Source organism: Algoriphagus namhaensis (genome assembly GCF_042649705.1).
Lineage (GTDB): Bacteria > Bacteroidota > Bacteroidia > Cytophagales > Cyclobacteriaceae > Algoriphagus > Algoriphagus namhaensis.
In genome coordinates, this window is sequence record NZ_JBHRZS010000007.1 from 1,612,268 (window position 1) to 1,629,432 (window position 17,165).

15 protein-coding genes and 1 other RNA gene are annotated in these 17,165 nt (G+C 42.3%); 13 read left to right on the forward strand and 3 right to left on the reverse strand.

Features of this window, described 5'->3' with window-relative positions; translation table 11 throughout:
- The 10 genes from efp to ACFOSV_RS15455 all read left to right on the forward strand — a co-directional run bounded on the left by efp (nucleotide 1) and on the right by ACFOSV_RS15455 (nucleotide 12,312).
- Complete coding sequence (efp, locus tag ACFOSV_RS15410) at nucleotides 1-564, forward strand: elongation factor P (RefSeq protein ID WP_377906930.1); 564 nt, start codon at nucleotides 1-3, stop codon at nucleotides 562-564.
- Between the two features lie 105 nt (nucleotides 565-669).
- The gene (gene accB / locus ACFOSV_RS15415) at nucleotides 670-1,140 is read left to right on the forward strand and encodes an acetyl-CoA carboxylase biotin carboxyl carrier protein (protein ID WP_377906931.1); all 471 of its coding nucleotides are present in this window, start codon (nucleotides 670-672) and stop codon (nucleotides 1,138-1,140) included.
- 26 nt (nucleotides 1,141-1,166) lie between these two features.
- Nucleotides 1,167-2,513 carry an acetyl-CoA carboxylase biotin carboxylase subunit gene (accC, locus tag ACFOSV_RS15420; protein ID WP_377906932.1) on the forward strand — a complete coding sequence of 449 codons (1,347 nt, stop codon included), beginning with the start codon at nucleotides 1,167-1,169 and terminating at the stop codon, nucleotides 2,511-2,513.
- Nucleotides 2,514-2,739: 226 nt separating this feature from the next.
- Nucleotides 2,740-5,055: a PSD1 and planctomycete cytochrome C domain-containing protein gene (locus ACFOSV_RS15425; protein ID WP_377906933.1), complete on the forward strand. Its 2,316-nt coding sequence runs from the start codon at nucleotides 2,740-2,742 to the stop codon at nucleotides 5,053-5,055.
- A 2-nt stretch (nucleotides 5,056-5,057) separates the two neighbouring features.
- Complete coding sequence (locus ACFOSV_RS15430; RefSeq protein WP_377906934.1) at nucleotides 5,058-6,512, forward strand: DUF1501 domain-containing protein; 1,455 nt, start codon at nucleotides 5,058-5,060, stop codon at nucleotides 6,510-6,512.
- Nucleotides 6,513-6,517: 5 nt separating this feature from the next.
- The gene (locus tag ACFOSV_RS15435) at nucleotides 6,518-8,647 is read left to right on the forward strand and encodes a c-type cytochrome domain-containing protein (protein ID WP_377906935.1); all 2,130 of its coding nucleotides are present in this window, start codon (nucleotides 6,518-6,520) and stop codon (nucleotides 8,645-8,647) included.
- 3 nt (nucleotides 8,648-8,650) lie between these two features.
- Nucleotides 8,651-9,391: a sugar isomerase domain-containing protein gene (locus ACFOSV_RS15440; protein WP_377906936.1), complete on the forward strand. Its 741-nt coding sequence runs from the start codon at nucleotides 8,651-8,653 to the stop codon at nucleotides 9,389-9,391.
- Between the two features lie 194 nt (nucleotides 9,392-9,585).
- On the forward strand, nucleotides 9,586-10,731 hold the full coding sequence (locus tag ACFOSV_RS15445) for an acyltransferase family protein (RefSeq protein ID WP_377906937.1): 1,146 nt from the start codon (nucleotides 9,586-9,588) through the stop codon (nucleotides 10,729-10,731).
- 28 nt (nucleotides 10,732-10,759) lie between these two features.
- Nucleotides 10,760-11,758 (forward strand): endonuclease/exonuclease/phosphatase family protein, encoded by a 999-nt coding sequence (locus ACFOSV_RS15450; RefSeq protein WP_377906938.1) that lies wholly within the window; start codon nucleotides 10,760-10,762, stop codon nucleotides 11,756-11,758.
- 5 nt (nucleotides 11,759-11,763) lie between these two features.
- The gene (locus ACFOSV_RS15455) at nucleotides 11,764-12,312 is read left to right on the forward strand and encodes a DUF4287 domain-containing protein (protein WP_377906939.1); all 549 of its coding nucleotides are present in this window, start codon (nucleotides 11,764-11,766) and stop codon (nucleotides 12,310-12,312) included.
- 1 nt (nucleotide 12,313) lies between these two features.
- On the opposite strand, the gene ACFOSV_RS15460 is transcribed toward ACFOSV_RS15455, so the two are convergent.
- Both ACFOSV_RS15460 and ACFOSV_RS15465 read right to left on the reverse strand, forming a co-directional pair.
- Nucleotides 12,314-12,877, reverse strand: coding sequence for a DUF3109 family protein (locus tag ACFOSV_RS15460; protein ID WP_377906940.1), 564 nt, complete (start codon nucleotides 12,875-12,877; stop codon nucleotides 12,314-12,316).
- A gap of 35 nt (nucleotides 12,878-12,912) precedes the next feature.
- A complete protein-coding gene (locus ACFOSV_RS15465) occupies nucleotides 12,913-13,383 on the reverse strand; it encodes a DUF4442 domain-containing protein (protein WP_377906941.1) in 471 nt (156 codons plus the stop codon).
- Between the two features lie 242 nt (nucleotides 13,384-13,625).
- Here ACFOSV_RS15465 and rnpB point away from each other — a divergent pair.
- Nucleotides 13,626-14,035, forward strand: an RNA gene (gene rnpB, locus ACFOSV_RS15470) — RNase P RNA component class A.
- A 17-nt stretch (nucleotides 14,036-14,052) separates the two neighbouring features.
- Nucleotides 14,053-15,210 carry a sigma-54-dependent transcriptional regulator gene (locus ACFOSV_RS15475; RefSeq protein ID WP_377906942.1) on the forward strand — a complete coding sequence of 386 codons (1,158 nt, stop codon included), beginning with the start codon at nucleotides 14,053-14,055 and terminating at the stop codon, nucleotides 15,208-15,210.
- Nucleotides 15,211-15,397: 187 nt separating this feature from the next.
- Here ACFOSV_RS15475 and ACFOSV_RS15480 read toward each other — a convergent pair whose 3' ends face one another.
- Nucleotides 15,398-16,390 (reverse strand): LuxE/PaaK family acyltransferase, encoded by a 993-nt coding sequence (locus ACFOSV_RS15480; RefSeq protein ID WP_377906943.1) that lies wholly within the window; start codon nucleotides 16,388-16,390, stop codon nucleotides 15,398-15,400.
- Nucleotides 16,391-16,457: 67 nt separating this feature from the next.
- Between ACFOSV_RS15480 and ACFOSV_RS15485 the strand changes: the two genes are divergently transcribed.
- Entirely contained in the window at nucleotides 16,458-17,135 is a 678-nt protein-coding gene (locus ACFOSV_RS15485; protein WP_377906944.1) for a hypothetical protein, read from the forward strand.
- The last annotated feature ends 30 nt before the right edge of the window (nucleotides 17,136-17,165 follow it).

The window sequence follows — 17,165 nt, forward strand, 5'->3', positions numbered from 1 at the left end:
ATGGCAAGTACAGCTGATTTTAAAAATGGTTTGTGCCTTGTGATGAATAATGATATTTACAGTATCGTTGAATTTCAGCACGTCAAACCAGGAAAAGGAGCCGCATTCGTGCGAACCAAACTAAAAGGGTTGCAAAGCGGAAAAACGCTTGACAAAACCTTTAACGCTGGGGAAAAAGTGGAAACTGCTCGAGTAGAAAAACGTCCCCATCAGTACCTTTATCAAGATGACTTGGGCTATAACTTTATGGACTCTAATACTTTTGAGCAGATTTCAATTCAGGAAAACCTGATCGAAAGACCGGAGCTACTTAAAGAAGGCCAAATGGTGGATATCTTGATACACGATGAGACAGAAACTCCCCTTTCGGTCGAGTTGCCTCCTTTCGTGGAACTTATGATCACCTATACCGAACCAGGCATCAAAGGTGATACCGCGACCAACGCGCTGAAACCAGCGACATTGGAGACGGGAGCGACAGTAATGGTCCCGCTTTTTGTGGAGCAGGATATTATGATCAAAGTGGATACTCGTGATGGATCATACTCCGAACGCGTAAAATAACTTTCATTTTCGCGGAGTAATCCTCACCTTATCAATTCAAGCGGGTGACATCAAATCACCCAATTTATTTTTCCTTCAAAGGAACCTACCTTAAAAAAAAATTGAATGAAAGCTAAAGAGATTCAAGAGCTAATAGATTACATCTCCAATTCAGGTTTGGCAGAAGTCAAAATCAAAACAGGAGAATTTGAATTGTCAATAAAGAAATATGCAGACTCTGCTCCGGTACAAACTTTCCAAAGTGCACCTGCAAGTCCAGCGCCTGCAGCCGCAGCTCCTAGCCCCATTCCTGCTCCAGCAGCAACAGAAGAGGCGGCTCCTGTGGCATCTAACTTGATCGAGATCAAATCCCCAATGATCGGAACATTCTATATGACTCCGAATCCAGATGCAGATCCTTTTGTGACTGAAGGAAGTAAAATCAAAGCTGGAGATACGGTTTGTATCATCGAGGCGATGAAACTCTTCAATGAGATCGAATCTGATATTTCAGGTAAAATCGTCAAAATTCTTGTGTCAAATGCCACTCCTGTGGAGTATGACCAGCCCCTATTCTTGGTAGATCCTGCCGGGTAATCCATTTTTCACCTAATACCATTGCTGTGTTTAATAAAATATTAATAGCCAATAGAGGTGAAATAGCCCTTAGAATCATCCGTTCCTGCAAAGAAATGGGTGTAAAAACAGTAGCAGTTTACTCTACTGCTGATAAGGATAGCCTTCATGTGAGATTTGCTGATGAAGCCGTTTGTATAGGGCCTGCACCAAGCAAAGACTCTTACCTGAATATCCCAAGAATCATAGCTGCGGCTGAGATCACCAATGCAGATGCGATTCATCCAGGCTACGGTTTCCTTTCGGAAAATGCCGAATTCTCAAAGATCTGTGATGAATACAAAATCAAATTCATAGGTGCGAGTGCCGATATGATTAATCGTATGGGCGATAAGGCAACAGCCAAAGAAACAATGAAGAAGGCTGGTGTGCCTACCATTCCTGGTTCTGAAGGGCTCATCGATAATGTAGTCCAAGGTCAAAAACTCGCAAAAGAAATCGGATACCCTGTAATTCTCAAAGCCACTGCTGGTGGAGGAGGTCGTGGTATGCGTATCGTCAAGGATGAAAGTGGATTTCAGAAAGCATGGGATGACGCTCGTATGGAGTCCAAAGCAGCTTTTGGCAATGACGGGATGTATCTTGAAAAATACATCGAGGAGCCAAGACACATCGAGATTCAGATCATCGGGGACAAAAACGGCAAAGCCTGTCATCTTTCGGAAAGAGACTGTTCTATTCAAAGAAGACATCAAAAACTGGTCGAGGAGACTCCATCTCCCTTCATCACTGAAGAGCTTCGTGAAGCTATGGGTAAAGCAGCCATCAAAGGCGCTGAAGCCATTAAATACGAAGGAGCTGGAACGATCGAGTTTCTAGTCGATAAGCATCGTAACTTCTACTTTATGGAGATGAATACTCGTATTCAAGTAGAGCATCCGATTACTGAGGAAGTGACCGACTTTGACTTGATTAAGGAGCAAATTAAAGTTGCAGCAGGAGAAAATATCAGTGGCAGAAATTACTACCCTAAGCTCTACGCTATGGAGTGTAGAATCAACGCCGAAGATCCAGCTAATGGGTTTAGACCTAGCCCTGGGAAAATCCAAAACCTACACATGCCAGGCGGCCGCGGAGTACGTGTGGACTCACATGTCTATGCAGGATATGTCATTCCGCCAAACTATGATTCCATGATCGCAAAGTTGATCGTAAGTGGGCAGAGTAGAGAAGAAGTCATTGTGCGGATGAAGCGAGCTTTAGAAGAGTTCGTGATCGATGGAGTGAAAACAACAATTCCCTTTCATATTGCTTTGCTCAATGATCCGCAATTCAATGCTGGGAACTTCACCACGAAGTTTTTGGAGGACTTTGATTTTTCGCAGATCAAGTAAGCATACAAAACCAAACAAAAAGCCACTCGAATTGAGTGGCTTTTTTGTTTCTATCAAATTCGAAAATTTGGTTCGGTATTCTTGCACATTCCGATTAGTTTGAATTAACCGCTACTTTCAAATCTTTTCTTTCTTCAGTGTCAATAATTATCCAAAAATTAACATTAAGCCGACCTGACTTTAATAAAATTTTTCCATAACTTGATTTTGGAATACTATATAAAGCATGCCCTCAAGACTACTTTCATTTATACCTGTTTTTGTACTGCTTATCATCGCTTCAAGCTGTGATGACAAAGGAGCTGAAACAAGCAGCCTAAAAAATGTAGATCAGGTCAGTTACAACTTTCATATTCGCCCCATTCTTTCAGACAAATGCTTCGCATGCCATGGTCCTGATGCGAATAAACGAGAGGCAGATTTGCGTTTGGATACCGAGGAAGGTGCTTTTGCCGCATTGAAGGAGAGCCCAGGGAAATTTGCACTAGTTTCAGGAGATCCTGAAAAGTCTGAGGTAGTTCATCGAATCTACACTGAAGATCTAGGCGAGCTTATGCCTCCGCCCGAGTCAAATTTAGTATTGACCGATGAAGAGAAAGAATTGATCACCAAGTGGGTCAAGCAAGGTGGCAAATACGAGCCGCATTGGGCGTTTGTTAAACCTCAGAAGTCTAGTCCACCAGAATCAAATGGTTGGGGAACTAATGAAATCGATCAGTTCACTTGGGCTAAAATGAAAGAGCAGGGACTGAAGCCTAATCCCCAAGCCAAACCCCATGAATTAATCAAACGAGCGAGTCTAGATCTAACAGGTCTCCCTCCTAGCCCAGAAATATTGGATAGATTTGGTGATTTTTCCGGAGAATTGAGCTATGAAGATTTAATAGATGGGCTTTTGGCCGATCCTGCGTTTGGTGAAAAATTAGGAATCTTATGGATGGACATATCTCGTTATTCAGACAGCTACGGCTACCAGGATGACAATATCCGGACACAATGGCCCTATCGAGATTGGGTAATTCATGCACTTAACGCGAACATGCCCTATGATCAGTTTATCACATGGCAGTTAGCCGGGGATCTTTTACCTAATCCTACCAAGGAGCAAATCTTGGCCACAGCGTTCAATAGAAATCACAAGTATACTGAAGAAGGCGGAGTCATCGATGAAGAATATCGAATCGAATACGTGCTGGATAAAACTAATACCGTCAGCAAGGGACTTCTTGGCATCACCATGGAATGTGCACAGTGTCATGATCATAAATATGATCCGCTCTCGCAAAAGGAGTATTACCAATTTTTTGCCTTTTTCAATAATAGCCCTGAAAAGGGATATGAAGGGGATGTGAGCCAATCCAAGCCTGCAAAAACTCCCATCCTTTGGGTGGATCAGGAAGACCTATCCGGGATTCTAAATTTCATCAATCATAAAGACACTACTGATTTAAGCATCTCTGTCATGGATGAGCTGGAGGGAGATGAGAAGCGAACCACATTCATTCTGGATCGAGGAGTATATGATGCCCCAACTGTGCCTGTTGAACCAAGCACCCCAAGCTCAATACTAGGATTTGATGATGGTTTAGAGAAAAATCGTCTAGGGCTAGCAAAGTGGATTACCAATGAAAATAATCCGCTAACAGCACGTGTGTTTGTCAATTTAATTTGGCAGGAAATATTTGGTGCCGGCATCGTAAAGTCCGCAGGTGACTTTGGTATGCAAGGCGACCTACCCACACACCCTGAACTTCTGGATTGGCTGGCCGTGGATTTTATGGAAAATGGCTGGGACATTAAGCGCCTTTTGAAGCAAATTCTGACATCAGCTACATATAAGCAATCTGCAATTATCGAATCCGATCACCTATCCAAAGATCCCGAAAATATCTATCTAGCAAGAGCTCCAAGATTACGCTTGCCCGCAGAGAATATCCAAGACCTGGTATGGGCAAGCAGTGGATTATTGGTCAGAGAAATCGGCGGGCCTAGCGTAAAACCCTATCAACCTGAGGGAATTTGGGAGTCGGCGACCTCGGGGCGTGGAGTATTGGCCACCTATGTCCAAGACACCGGAAAAAGTCTCTATAAAAGAGGATTGTATAACTTCATCAAACTTACAGTACCTCCACCAAAAGCGATCATTTTCGACTCGAGTAATCGTGATCGATGTGAGCTTAGCCGTGGCAGAACCAATACCCCCTTGCAAGCCTTGGTCATGATGAATGACCCAATGGTCCTAGAAGCATCTCGGGTGCTAGCGAGCAAGCTCAACGAAACAACAAAAGACCCTGAAGCAGCCATTTCTGAGGCTTTCAAGCGTATCGTCTGTAGAGATATAGCCAGTAAGGAACTTGATATTTTAGAAAATTACTATGAAGATCAGGTCGAGCGATTCGGAGAAAACCCAGATCAGATCAAGAGTGCCTTAAGCGTTGGTGAGTATCCACTTGATGATAGTGCGATCACCAAGGAAACAGCTGCATTGATGCAAGTCATCGTGAGCATTTATAATTTGGAAGAAACTATCACAAAGAGCTAATTATGGAAAAAGAAATTCTAGAGCATGGATTAAACATGAACCGTAGAAAATTCCTTTCCAGACTGAGTTTAGGAGTAGGAAGTGCTGCGCTAGGATCTTTGCTCATCCCTGACCTTTTTTCGGGTAAACCAAACCCAGAAGAAGCCATAATGGATGCCTTACCTCATTTTGCTCCTAAGGCGAAACGAGTGATTTATCTTTTTCAAAATGGGGCGCCCAGCCAATTGGAATCGTTTGACTACAAGCCCCTCCTAAATAAAAATATGGGGCAGGAGCTTCCTGCATCCATACGTGGAGAGCAGCGTCTTACAGGTATGACAGCAGGCCAAGACTCCTTTCCACTAGTAGGCTCATACTTTAATTTTGATCAATATGGGGAGTCAAGAGCATGGATTTCCTCGCTTTTCCCACATACTGCCAGCATCGTAGATGACATCTGCATAGTCAAATCCATGCACACAGAAGCCATTAACCATGATCCAGCATTAACCTTCTTCCAGACTGGAGCGCAGGTAGGAAATAGACCAAGCATGGGTTCATGGCTCAGCTATGGCCTAGGAAGCGAAAACAGCAACCTACCCGCATTCTGTGTATTGCTAAGCAGAGGTAGAGGCAATGGCCAAGGAGTGTATTCCAAACTTTGGAGCAATGGCTTTTTGGATGCCACTCATCAAGGTGTTCAGTTTTCAAATTCAGAAGACCCTGTACTTTATCTGAAAGATCCAGAGTCTATGTCAAGATCAGAGCGTCGAAAAATGATAGATCAGATCGCAGCAATGAACGATATTAATTATCGAGAATTCAACGATCCTGAAATTTCGGCTAAAGTGGCGCAATACGAAATGGCTTTCAGGATGCAAACTGCGGTACCTGAAATGACAGATGTATCGAAGGAACCAGACAGCATCGTCAAGCTATACGGACCGGACTGTCTAATACCAGGCACTTATGCCGCCAATTGTCTCTTGGCCAGAAAACTCTCTGAAAGTGGCGTGCGTTTCGTGCAACTCTATCATCAAGGTTGGGATCAGCATGGCAATTTACCCAATGAAATGGCTCTTCAGGCGCAAGATGTGGATCAGGCTTCTGCAGCTTTGATCACAGATCTGAAGCAGAGAGGGCTACTCGATGAGACTTTAGTGATTTGGGGAGGCGAATTTGGAAGAACGAATTACTGCCAAGGAAAAATCTTAGCAAATAATTATGGGCGAGATCATCACCCAAGAGCCTTTTCCATTTGGATGGCTGGAGGTGGTGTGAAATCCGGAATGGTCTATGGTGAGACTGACGAGTTTGGATATAACATCACAGAAAATCCGGTGCATGTACATGACTTCCAAGCCACGGTAATGCATTTGATGGGGGTTGACCATGAGCGCATGACTTATAAGCATCTGGGGAGAAGATATAGACTGACCGATGTCTCTGGTCATGTAGTGAAAGACATCATCGCCTAGTCCTTATGATCAAAACCAAGACCCTACGTTTTCTTTTAGAAAACACTCTTTTTGTTTGGCTGGGATTAGCTTTCATCCTTTGGATAGGTGGTGATTCAGTCATCCTTCCAGAATGGATACAAGTATTAGGCAGAAGTCATCCGCTCATCCTTCATTTCCCTATTGTCCTGATTCTTTTCGGAGTTTTATTTTTTTGGATTCCAAAAATCGATCAAAAACCTGATCTGAAAGAATTCGGCGAACTCTCGCTACTAGCTGGAGTAAATTTCGCAGGAATTACTGTCATTGCCGGCCTCGTTTTGGCACAAGAAGATTACGAAGGAAATGCCTTAGAATGGCATCAAAATGCTGGTTTGCTGGTTTTTTTAGGAGGTGTTTTGATTTATTTTTTAAGAAATCAATCCAAAAAAATACTGCAACCCTCTTCACTTGCATTGGCCCTGGGCATTGTACTTACGGGGCATTGGGGAGCTGACCTTACGCATGGGGAGAACTTCCTACTTGCACCTCTTATGGATGAAGAGCCAGAATTGATCGCCTTGAGCGAAGCTGAAGTTTTCCGAGATGTGGTACAGCCCATCTTAAACACGAAATGTGTCAGTTGCCATAAGGAAGGCAAGATCAAAGGCGAGCTCCGGCTCGACCATATTGAAGGAATCCAAGCTGGGGGTGAGACAGGTCCTTTTGTCACGGCTGGAGATTTGGCGAATTCTTTAATGGTGGAGCGAATCAATTTGCCTCTTGAGGCAAAAGAGCATATGCCACCCAAAAACAAGCCTCAACTCACGGAAGAAGAAAAATCAATCCTCATGGACTGGGTGATAGCTGGAGCTAAGTTTGATCAAAAGCTCATGGACATTGAGCCTGAGTCAGAATTATTCGTTTTAGCATCTCAAAAATTTGAGACAGAAACGCCTTTTGAATTTGCTGCAGCTGATCCCGATGATATTGAAGAGTTGAACAACTTCTTCAGAAAAGTAGAACCAATTTATCCAGGATCCCCTGCCCTGGTGGTTTCCTATTTCGGAATTTCTGCTTTTGACCCTTCATCACTTAGCGATTTAAATAAGATAAGACAGCAGGTGATCCAGCTGAACTTGAATAAAATGCCACTTCAAAATGTGGACTTAAGTATAATTCGGGATCTAGAGAATTTACAAGAATTACAGGTCAACTTTACTGATTTAAATTCAAGCCAACTAGACTTAATTTCCCAAAATTCCAGTCTCAAAAGCTTGTCTATTTCAGGTAACTCAGTCGATAGTGATGGTTTGCAAGCCTTGTCCAAAATGATCCAATTGGAAGAGCTTTTTGTGTGGCAAACCGGGCTTTCAGATCAAAATGAAAAGAAATTAATGGTTGCTCTACCAGATACTGAAATCGACTTTGGTTTTGATAGCCAATCCGTGGTCTATGAACTGAATTCTCCGAAAATCGAAAGTGATAAGGACATGTTTGGTGATAGTACATTGATCAGCATTTCCCACCCTATAGCCACAGCAGAAATCCGATACACACTGAATGGCGATCTACCAGACAGTTTGGCTTCACAGCGATACCAAGGGCCTTTTTGGGTGAATAAATCAGCGGAAATAAAAGCGAGAGCTTTTGCTAGTGAATGGAAGGGAAGCCCCGAAAGCTCCATTATTGTCTTCAGAGCCGGAAATCCCCCTAAAGAATTGCGCTTGCTTACAGAACCAAATCCAAACTATTTTGGCAAGGGAAATATCACCTTGATTGATCAAGTCAAAGGAAAGAATAATCACACCTCCGGTGAATGGCTGGGCTATCAAGATCAGAACGCAGAGTTTGAGATTATTCTAAATGAAAATCAAAAACCCCGAGAAATTACGATTAGCATGCTGTATCATGAGGGGGCGTATATTTTCCCGCCTACTCAGGTACAAATCTGGATTAGTGATGGAGGAACTTGGAATCGGGTAGTGAATGAAATTCCTGACCAATCAACCCAAATCCTACCTTCTAGATTTGAAGCCTTGACGTACACTTTACCCAAGCAGGACTTCAGCCGAGTCAAAGTGCAGGTCAATAGAATAACCTCCCTGCCTAAATGGCATCCTGGAGCAGGGTCCAAGGGATGGGTATTTATCGATGAAATATCTCTTTTGAATTAACAAATGAATCGATCGCATACCGAATCATACCTTAAATTACTTCAGGAAAAACTTACTTTGGCCCTCGGCCAAAAAGAAAAAATCAGGCAAGCAGCGAGGGTGCTCGCCAAAACTCTGAAAAGTGACGGCTGGATTTATGCATTCGGCACAGGCCATTCACACATTTTTGCAGAGGAAATATTTTACAGAGCGGGTGGGTTTGCAAGAGTTCGCCCGATTTTAGATCCAGATCTTATGCTTCATATCGACGCTTCTGCTAGTACTGAGATTGAGCGTCGAGAAGGCTATGCAGCTACCCTACTTTCTGGATACCAAATTTCTTCAAAAGATGTACTGATTCTTGCCTCTAACTCAGGTCGTAACGCGGTGCCCATAGAAATGGCCCTTCTAGCGAAAAAAGCCGGTGCGAAGACCATTTGCCTCACCAATCTCAATCATAGCCAAGAGGTAAGCTCTAGGCATAGCTCAGGTCAAAAGCTTTATGAAATTTGCGACGTAGCTCTAGATAATTTTGGGGAAATTGGAGATGCAGGATCTATGATCCCTAGCATGGATGCCAAAATGGGTGCTACATCCACCATAATTGGCTCTGCCCTATTGCATTCAATCCAACTCGAAACCGCATCACTTCTTTTAAAAGCAGGGCATTCTCCTGAAATATTTCACAGCTCCAACACTGACGAAGGAGAAAAAGCTAATCAAAGATTGATCGAAACGTATAAGAGCCAAGTCAAAAACCTTTGAAATCCCTCCAGCAGCATATTTACGGCAAGATGTAAAAGTCCTCAGCGTGGTAAGAAGGCCCCAAAGGCTATCATGTGCAAGTATTAATTTCTTCTCGAGAGTATCCTGCGATCTGAAATTTATAAATTTCAAGAGATAATATTTTAACTTAAGGAGTCAACACAAATAACCTACCACTAACCTAAATAATTTAAATGGCCGAAATACAGAATTTAAGCAATACATCAAACCGATACCTAGCCCTTGATGTCCTTCGGGGTATGACCATTGCCTTTATGATTATTGTGAATACTCCAGGAAGTTGGTCTGCTTTATACGCCCCTCTTGCCCATGCTGATTGGCATGGTTTCACCCCGACCGATTTGGTCTTCCCCACCTTTCTCTTTGTGGTGGGAAATGCGATGAGCTTTTCGATGAAAAAAATGCAAGAAATGAATCCAAAAGACTTTTATACCAAGGTTTTCAAAAGGACTTTCTTGATCTTTTTTATAGGATGGCTATTAAATGCTTTCCCTTTCTACGACTATAACGAAGCTGGAAATATTGAATTTATAGCACTCACCGAAGTGAGATTCTTTGGAGTATTGCAAAGAATTGCTTTAGCGTACTGCTTGGCGGCACTTCTCCTTTATTGGGGAGGTCCAAAGCTCGGGTGGATTTACAGTATTGCTGCTTTGATTTTATACTGGCCTATCATGTATTTCTTTGGTGATCAGCCAGATCCTTATGCTTTAGCAGGAAATGCAGCGATTAAATTGGATCTGCTGGTCGTGGGTGAATCGAGGATGTATATGGGTGAAGGTATTCCGTTTGACCCAGAAGGTATCTTGAGCACACTCACATCGGTAGTGAATGTAATTTTCGGATATCTAGCAGGCAAGGCCATTCAAAAAGGAGGAAATACGCTTGCTACGGTTAAAAGATTACTCTTATCTGGAATCATTCTCATCGCCATTGCACAATCATGGGATTTAGTTTTCCCTATCAATAAGAAAATTTGGACCAGCTCTTATGTGCTACTGACCGTTGGATTAGATTTGATTTTGATTGCGGTATTGATCTACCTCATAGAATTGAAGAATTCAAAAAGCTGGACCTATTTCTTCGAAGTTTTCGGGCGCAATCCGTTAATCTTATATGTGGCCTCAGGAATTGTAATTTCAATATTCAGTATGATTCCAATGGGTGAAACAACCTTCAAGGGAGCCATATATTCCAACCTTTTCACTAGTTGGCTATCGCCAAAAAATGCATCCTTTCTATTCGCGCTAAGTTACACCATGTTGATCTGGCTGATCGGCTTATGGATGGATAAGAATAAAATTTATATCAAAGTGTAAAGACAAAGAACCTTAGACCCATCAGAAAATGAAACTTCAAATAGCAGTTTTCAACGTACAGTGGATGAGAGACTTATTCCAATTGGACGGCCTCCCAAATACTACTGGAAAAGATCACGAAAGAAGTTTGAAATTGGCAAGGGTCATTGCAGCCATTAACCCTGATTTCCTGGGAATCGTAGAGGGGCCAAATACCTTGGTAAACGAATCCAAGACTGCTTCCCAACAATTGGAGGCCTGGCTTTCGGTGTATCTGCCGGATTCTCCATTGAAAGGAATACACGGCTTTCCATCACCAGGTCAACAAGAGCTATGCGCTCTTTACAATCCCCAAAAAATCAAGGTGCTTTTTACACCTGATACTCAAGCGGGGAAACGATTTGATGAGCCATTCCTTATGGATACTACAAATCGCCTGATCAAGGAACAGTACAAGCACTATCGTCCCCCCTTAGAACTTAGCATCCTCAGTCTAGATGATCAATTGATTTCCAGAGTAATTATTGCCCACACCAAGTCAAAGGGGATTTTTGATATGGTCGATTATGCGCGGTTTGAGCAAATTTCTGAGCGAGATAGACTTAAGCTTTTTGCGGAATGTATGTCGATCCGAGAGCGCTGTGACTCGTATTTGGAAAAGGGTCAAGAGGTCATTGTGATGGGAGATATTAATGATGGCTTTGACTTAGACTTTTACGAAAATCGCTTCAGCAAAAGTGCTGTAGAAATCCTTCTCGGAGATATTTGGAAACCCGAATACGTCCTTAAATCTGCTCTCCCAAAACCTAAACTTAATTCATATGGCTGGACGCCAAACTCGAGTCGATACAGAGACCGAATCACTGGTGATTTGGTCAATGTCTTAATTGATCATATTTTGGCTAGTCAAGGCCTCCAAATCACAAAGGGGAAAGTCTGGAATCCATTTCTGGAAAAAGATGACCCGATTATCGCTGGACTTAAAGATGAATTACTTTCATGCTCAGATCACTTTCCTGTTGTTTGTGAATTAGATACTAACCACTAATCGAAATGGACCCAGAACAAAAAATGCTCGAGAATCTCCAAATCAACACTGGCAAAAGTCTTGATGAATGGATTAAAATTGTAAAAAGTACCAAGCTTCAAAAGCATGGTGAGATCCTTAAATTCTTAAAAGGCGATCATGGTTTTACTCATGGTTTCGCTAATCTCGTAGCACATAAAACCCTCAAATCGGACGCTGGATCTCAAGAAGATGAAGATCTTCTCCAAAACCAGTACAAAGGAAAAGAACACTTTAAAGGACTCTATCATCAGTTAGTAGCAGAAATCTCACACTTTGGTTCTGATGTTGAATTTTTACCTAAAAAAGCCTACACCAGTGTGAAGCGTAAAAAACAATTCGCCATGCTCATCCCAGCGACGAAAAGCAGGTTTGATATTGGAATAAATCTAAAGGGTTTTGAGCCAGAAGGAATCTTAGAGGCCGACACCAAAACTAATGGCATGTGTAGCCATCGGATCTGCTTGAGTTCAGAAACAGATTTGACTCCTGAAGTATATGGTTGGCTAAAAAAGGCCTACGAGCTTGCTGGTTAATTTATCCTTCGATTTCCTCTACGAGCTTTGCATACCAAGCTTCTCCATATTTTCGGATGAGTGCATCCTTTAGAAATTTATATACCGGGACATTCAAACTTGCTCCTAATTCACAGGCAGGACTACAGATTTCCCATCGATCATAATTCAGCGCATCAAAATCATCGTATTTCGTGATTCGGATTGGATACATATGACAGGAAATCGGTTTTTTAAACTCGACTTTATTATCCAAATAAGCCTGCTCTATCCCGCATTTCAGGATTCCCTTTTCGTCTCGAAGGGCATAAGCACATTCCTTGTTATCGCCGATGGTGGGAGTACCCTTGTCTCCATCTTTATCGATCACCCATGTTCCCTGAGCTTCGATCACTTTCCTCCCCTCTTCCGTGATATAGTCTTTGACTAGAGGGTAAATTTGCTCTAAAATTAAAGTTTCCTCATCCTCTAGCGGTGCTCCAGCATCTCCCTCTACGCAGCAAGCTCCCTTACAGGCCTCCAGATTACAGACAAAAAATTTATCCTTGATATCATCCGAAATCACCGCTTTGTCTACCAGTATCATAGTTCTATTTTTTTCAAAGGTAAGCAATAGGCTGATCAAGCCTCTCTATTTTTCTTTCTGACATACACCCCTTTTGTAAGTCTGGCCACCAATTCTCCATTCTCCCCTCGAACCTCACAAGGAAATTCAAACACTTTTTTACCAAGCGTATCAACTTCATCTTTGATGGACTCAAGCTCCTCCGGAGAAAGCTTAAACTCAGCATAGACGGTTCCTTTCCCAGGTTTCACGAAGTCTATCGTCGCGTATTTGTCCCAAACGAGGTAATCCTTCCCAAGGCCAATCATGAGGATAAACATGAAAAAAGGGTCACACATGGAGTAAAGCGATCCTCCAAAAGCTGTCCCGACAAGATTGCGATTATACCAAGTAAGCTTCAGTCGAACTTTAAAACTGGTGAAATCCGGAGCGTGATCGATAATTTTAATACCCGAAAACAAATACGGTGGATACCAATTGATCCGCTTTATCAACTTGAGGTATCTACTTTGTCTGCTTTTACTCATGCGCAAAAGTAAATTTTATTGGCAAAAAAAGAACCGCTCCTGTCGGAGCGGCTCAACCCAGCACTATGAAGAAAAGCTATTTTTTTAGCCTTCGGATACATAACATGACCTATTGCCCTTTGTTTATGAATTGTAAAAAAAAGATCAATTAATTTTCAGAATCCATCTTTACTGAATAAATGGACTATTTTTCTATGAAATAATATTTCCAACCGTTTAGAATTAATCCCGTAATTTTACATCGTGCAAGTCGGCTTGTCGCTCCTGCACTCGGTACATATCGAGACAGGGGAGGAAAGTCCGGGCAACATAGAGCGCCATACTTCCTAACGGGAAGGGCTGCGGTTGGTGACGGCCGTGGTACAGAAAGTGCCACAGAAAATATACCGTCCTGATTCCGATAGCTATCGGGACTGGATAAGGGTGAAAAGGTGAGGTAAGAGCTCACCGCGCTGGTAGTGATATCAGTGGCAGGGCAAACCTTATGGGTTGAAAGATCAAATAGGTTTCGCGTCGGATTCAATTCCGAGAAAGGCTGCTCGCTTTTATGCGGAATGGGTAGATCGATGGATCCCGATTGTGAAGTCGGGACTAGATAAATGACAAGATTCCTTATAGGAAACAGAACCCGGCTTATAGACTTGCACTTTTTTATTTTATATTCGAATCATGTCCAAAATATTGATTATCGATGACGAAAAAGTCATCCGCTCTACGCTCAAGGAAATTTTAGAATATGAGAAATTTCAGGTATCAGAAGCCCAAGATGGCCTAGAAGGTCTCGCCAAGATTCAGGAGGAAGATTTCGATCTAGTCCTTTGTGATGTAAAAATGCCCAAGATGGATGGCCTGGAAGTTTTGGCCAAAGTGAAGGCCATGGACAAGGCTCCTCAATTCATCATGATCTCAGCGCATGGGAGTATTGAGACTGCCGTAGAGGCCACGAAAAAGGGTGCCTTTGATTTTATCCCAAAGCCACCTGACCTTAACCGTCTTTTGCTTACGGTCCGCAATGCCCTCGATAAGAAAAATCTGGTCACCGAAACCAAGGTGCTGAAAAAGAAGCTCTCTAAGAAATTTGATATGGTGGGCGAATCTTCAGCCATCCGCTTGGTAAAAGAAACCATAGAGAAAGTGGCCCCAACAGATGCGCGAGTTCTAATCACTGGACCCAATGGTACTGGTAAGGAGCTTGTAGCCCACTGGCTTCATCAAAAGAGCAATCGTACTTCCGAGCCTTTTATAGCGGTCAACTGTGCGGCAATCCCATCAGAATTGATAGAAAGTGAGCTTTTCGGTCATGAAAAAGGAGCTTTTACTTCAGCTCACAAACAGCGTTCGGGGAAATTCGAACAAGCTCAAGGTGGTACTCTCTTTTTGGATGAAATCGGAGATATGTCCTTGTCTGCACAGTCTAAAGTTCTGCGTGCACTTCAGGAAAATCTAATCAATCGAGTGGGAAGTGATAAGGATATCAAAGTCGATGTGCGAGTACTTGCTGCAACTAACAAGGACCTCAAAAAGGAGATTGAGAACAATAAATTCAGAGAAGATCTCTATCACAGGTTAAGTGTAATCCTTATCCAAGTACCTGCTCTGAAAGATCGGCAGGAGGATATCCCTCTACTCGTAGAAAAGTTTCTTCAGGATATCGCTCAGGATAATGGAACCCACCCAAAATCCATGTCTAAAGCAGCACTTAAAAAACTTCAGGAATTCCCCTGGACAGGAAATATTCGTGAATTGAGAAATGTGGTAGAAAGATTAGTCATTCTTGGCGAAGACGAAATCAGCCTAGAAGACATAAAAAAATATGCTGACTATTAAGTCAGCATATTTTTTATCCTCTGGATTCTTCCAAAGTGTCCGCAGAAGCGTATGCTGGGCAAGGCTTGCTAGAGGCACAGGCACCAAGTGCTAATATTCCAATCAAAAGGGCAATCGTCGCAAATTTTTTCATGTTGTATTTTTTAATCAGGTCAAATATGTTCAATAATATCTAGTATAGCAATAACTATACTAACAAGTTACACCCGCGGATTTCGCTGTTATCGATCCTACCTAGGATTTCTATCATTCCATCCGCATCTCTACGCCCAAGATCCTGAGTTTCTATAAATGCACAGGACTGAACATTCGCCAAGTCGATAATATTGATCGCTCCTCGATCCGTGCTAGACTCTGCAAGGGGATCATTCAGGTCTCGTAAAATAACGCGCATGCAGGATGGAATCTTATATTTCCCCTTTCCTTTCGAGTAGGCCTGGGATAAGAGCTCTGTCATACCATATTCAGAATGGACCTCGTTGACCTGAAAAAAGGGCTTCAAAATATCATGAACTTCCTCTCGGATCATTTCTTTCCTTCGCCCTTTCATCCCACCTGTCTCCATGACAATGAGATTTTTTGGAGGATTTAAAGGAAGACCAGATTCAGCTAGATCCAATAGTGCGAAGGTCACCCCCAACAATAAAATATTCTTTTTGTCTGAGCCAAGACTCTCAATTTTCTGAATAAGCTCCTTTTGGTTGTACAGATAAAATCCAGAATGCACGGATCCCGATTTTTGAATCCAATGATTTGCCATACTTACCAAGCTACTCCCCTTTCGCTCTAGATATGCCGGCAAAAGCGCGAGCACATGAAAATTATCAATTTCGCCATATTCCTTTTGGAACAAATCTAAAGAATGATTCAAGTAGCGTTTTTCTGAATCAAAAAAATGCTTGCTCGTAATCATGCCTGTGGTGCCACTACTGGAAAAAAACTTTGAAAAATTTTCTTCCGGACCAGAAATCACCTTGAACTCTTTGAAAAACTGAATTGGTAAAAAAGGGATCTGCTGAATGGTCTTAACGCTTTCAGGATTTACTTTTCTGGCTTTCAAATAGCTTTTATAGACTTCATTTTCCTTGGACTGAAACCGAAAAAGATCTAAGGCCATGGAATCAAATGCCTCCGAAGATAAATTTGTTAGGTCATCTGAAAAACTTTTGAAATCTTGCATCGTTTTATAATTTGCACTCGGGCAATTTACCAGTAAAGGTCTTTGATCCGTAAAATTAGCTTACCCTATGCGTTTGAAAAACTATTCAGGAATTATCTTTTTGGCAGCGATGGCCTTTGGTTGTATCAACCCTCCTGATAATTTTCCTACCGTTCCTGACATTACGTATGAATCTTTGGAATATGTCCCCACAAATGGCCAAGATTCACTGATTTTTGGGCTTGATTTTCGTGATGCTGAAGGTGACCTTGGCTTGTCTTCCACTGATATCAACCCACCTTACAATGCGGTAACTTATAAGAGAGATCTCGCAGGTAATTTAATCACCTATGCAAACAGACCTATCGAGGCTCCGGATTACAATCCAATCGACTGGGTGATTGACCCGATTATCAATAATCAAACTGTCAAAGACACGATCTGGGTCGAGCAAAACCCGAATCAGTTCAATATTTTCGTTCAATTTTTCATCAAAAGAAACGGGACTTTTACTGAATTCAAATGGCAGGACCCCCCATTTTTTACAACCTTTAATGGCCGATTCCCTCGAGTGTTAAATTCTCAGGAAGGTCAAGCTGTGGAAGGAAACATTAAATATGCAATGCTTTCGTCCGGCTGGGAGTCCATCTTTAGAAACGACACAATCCGAATTGATGTATCCATTCAGGATCGCGAACTCAACCGAAGCAATGTAGTCAGCTCACCTGAGGTGACGCTAAGGCAAATCACCCGCCCTGGGTCTTAAAATAAAAAAGCCATCTAACGATGGCTTTTT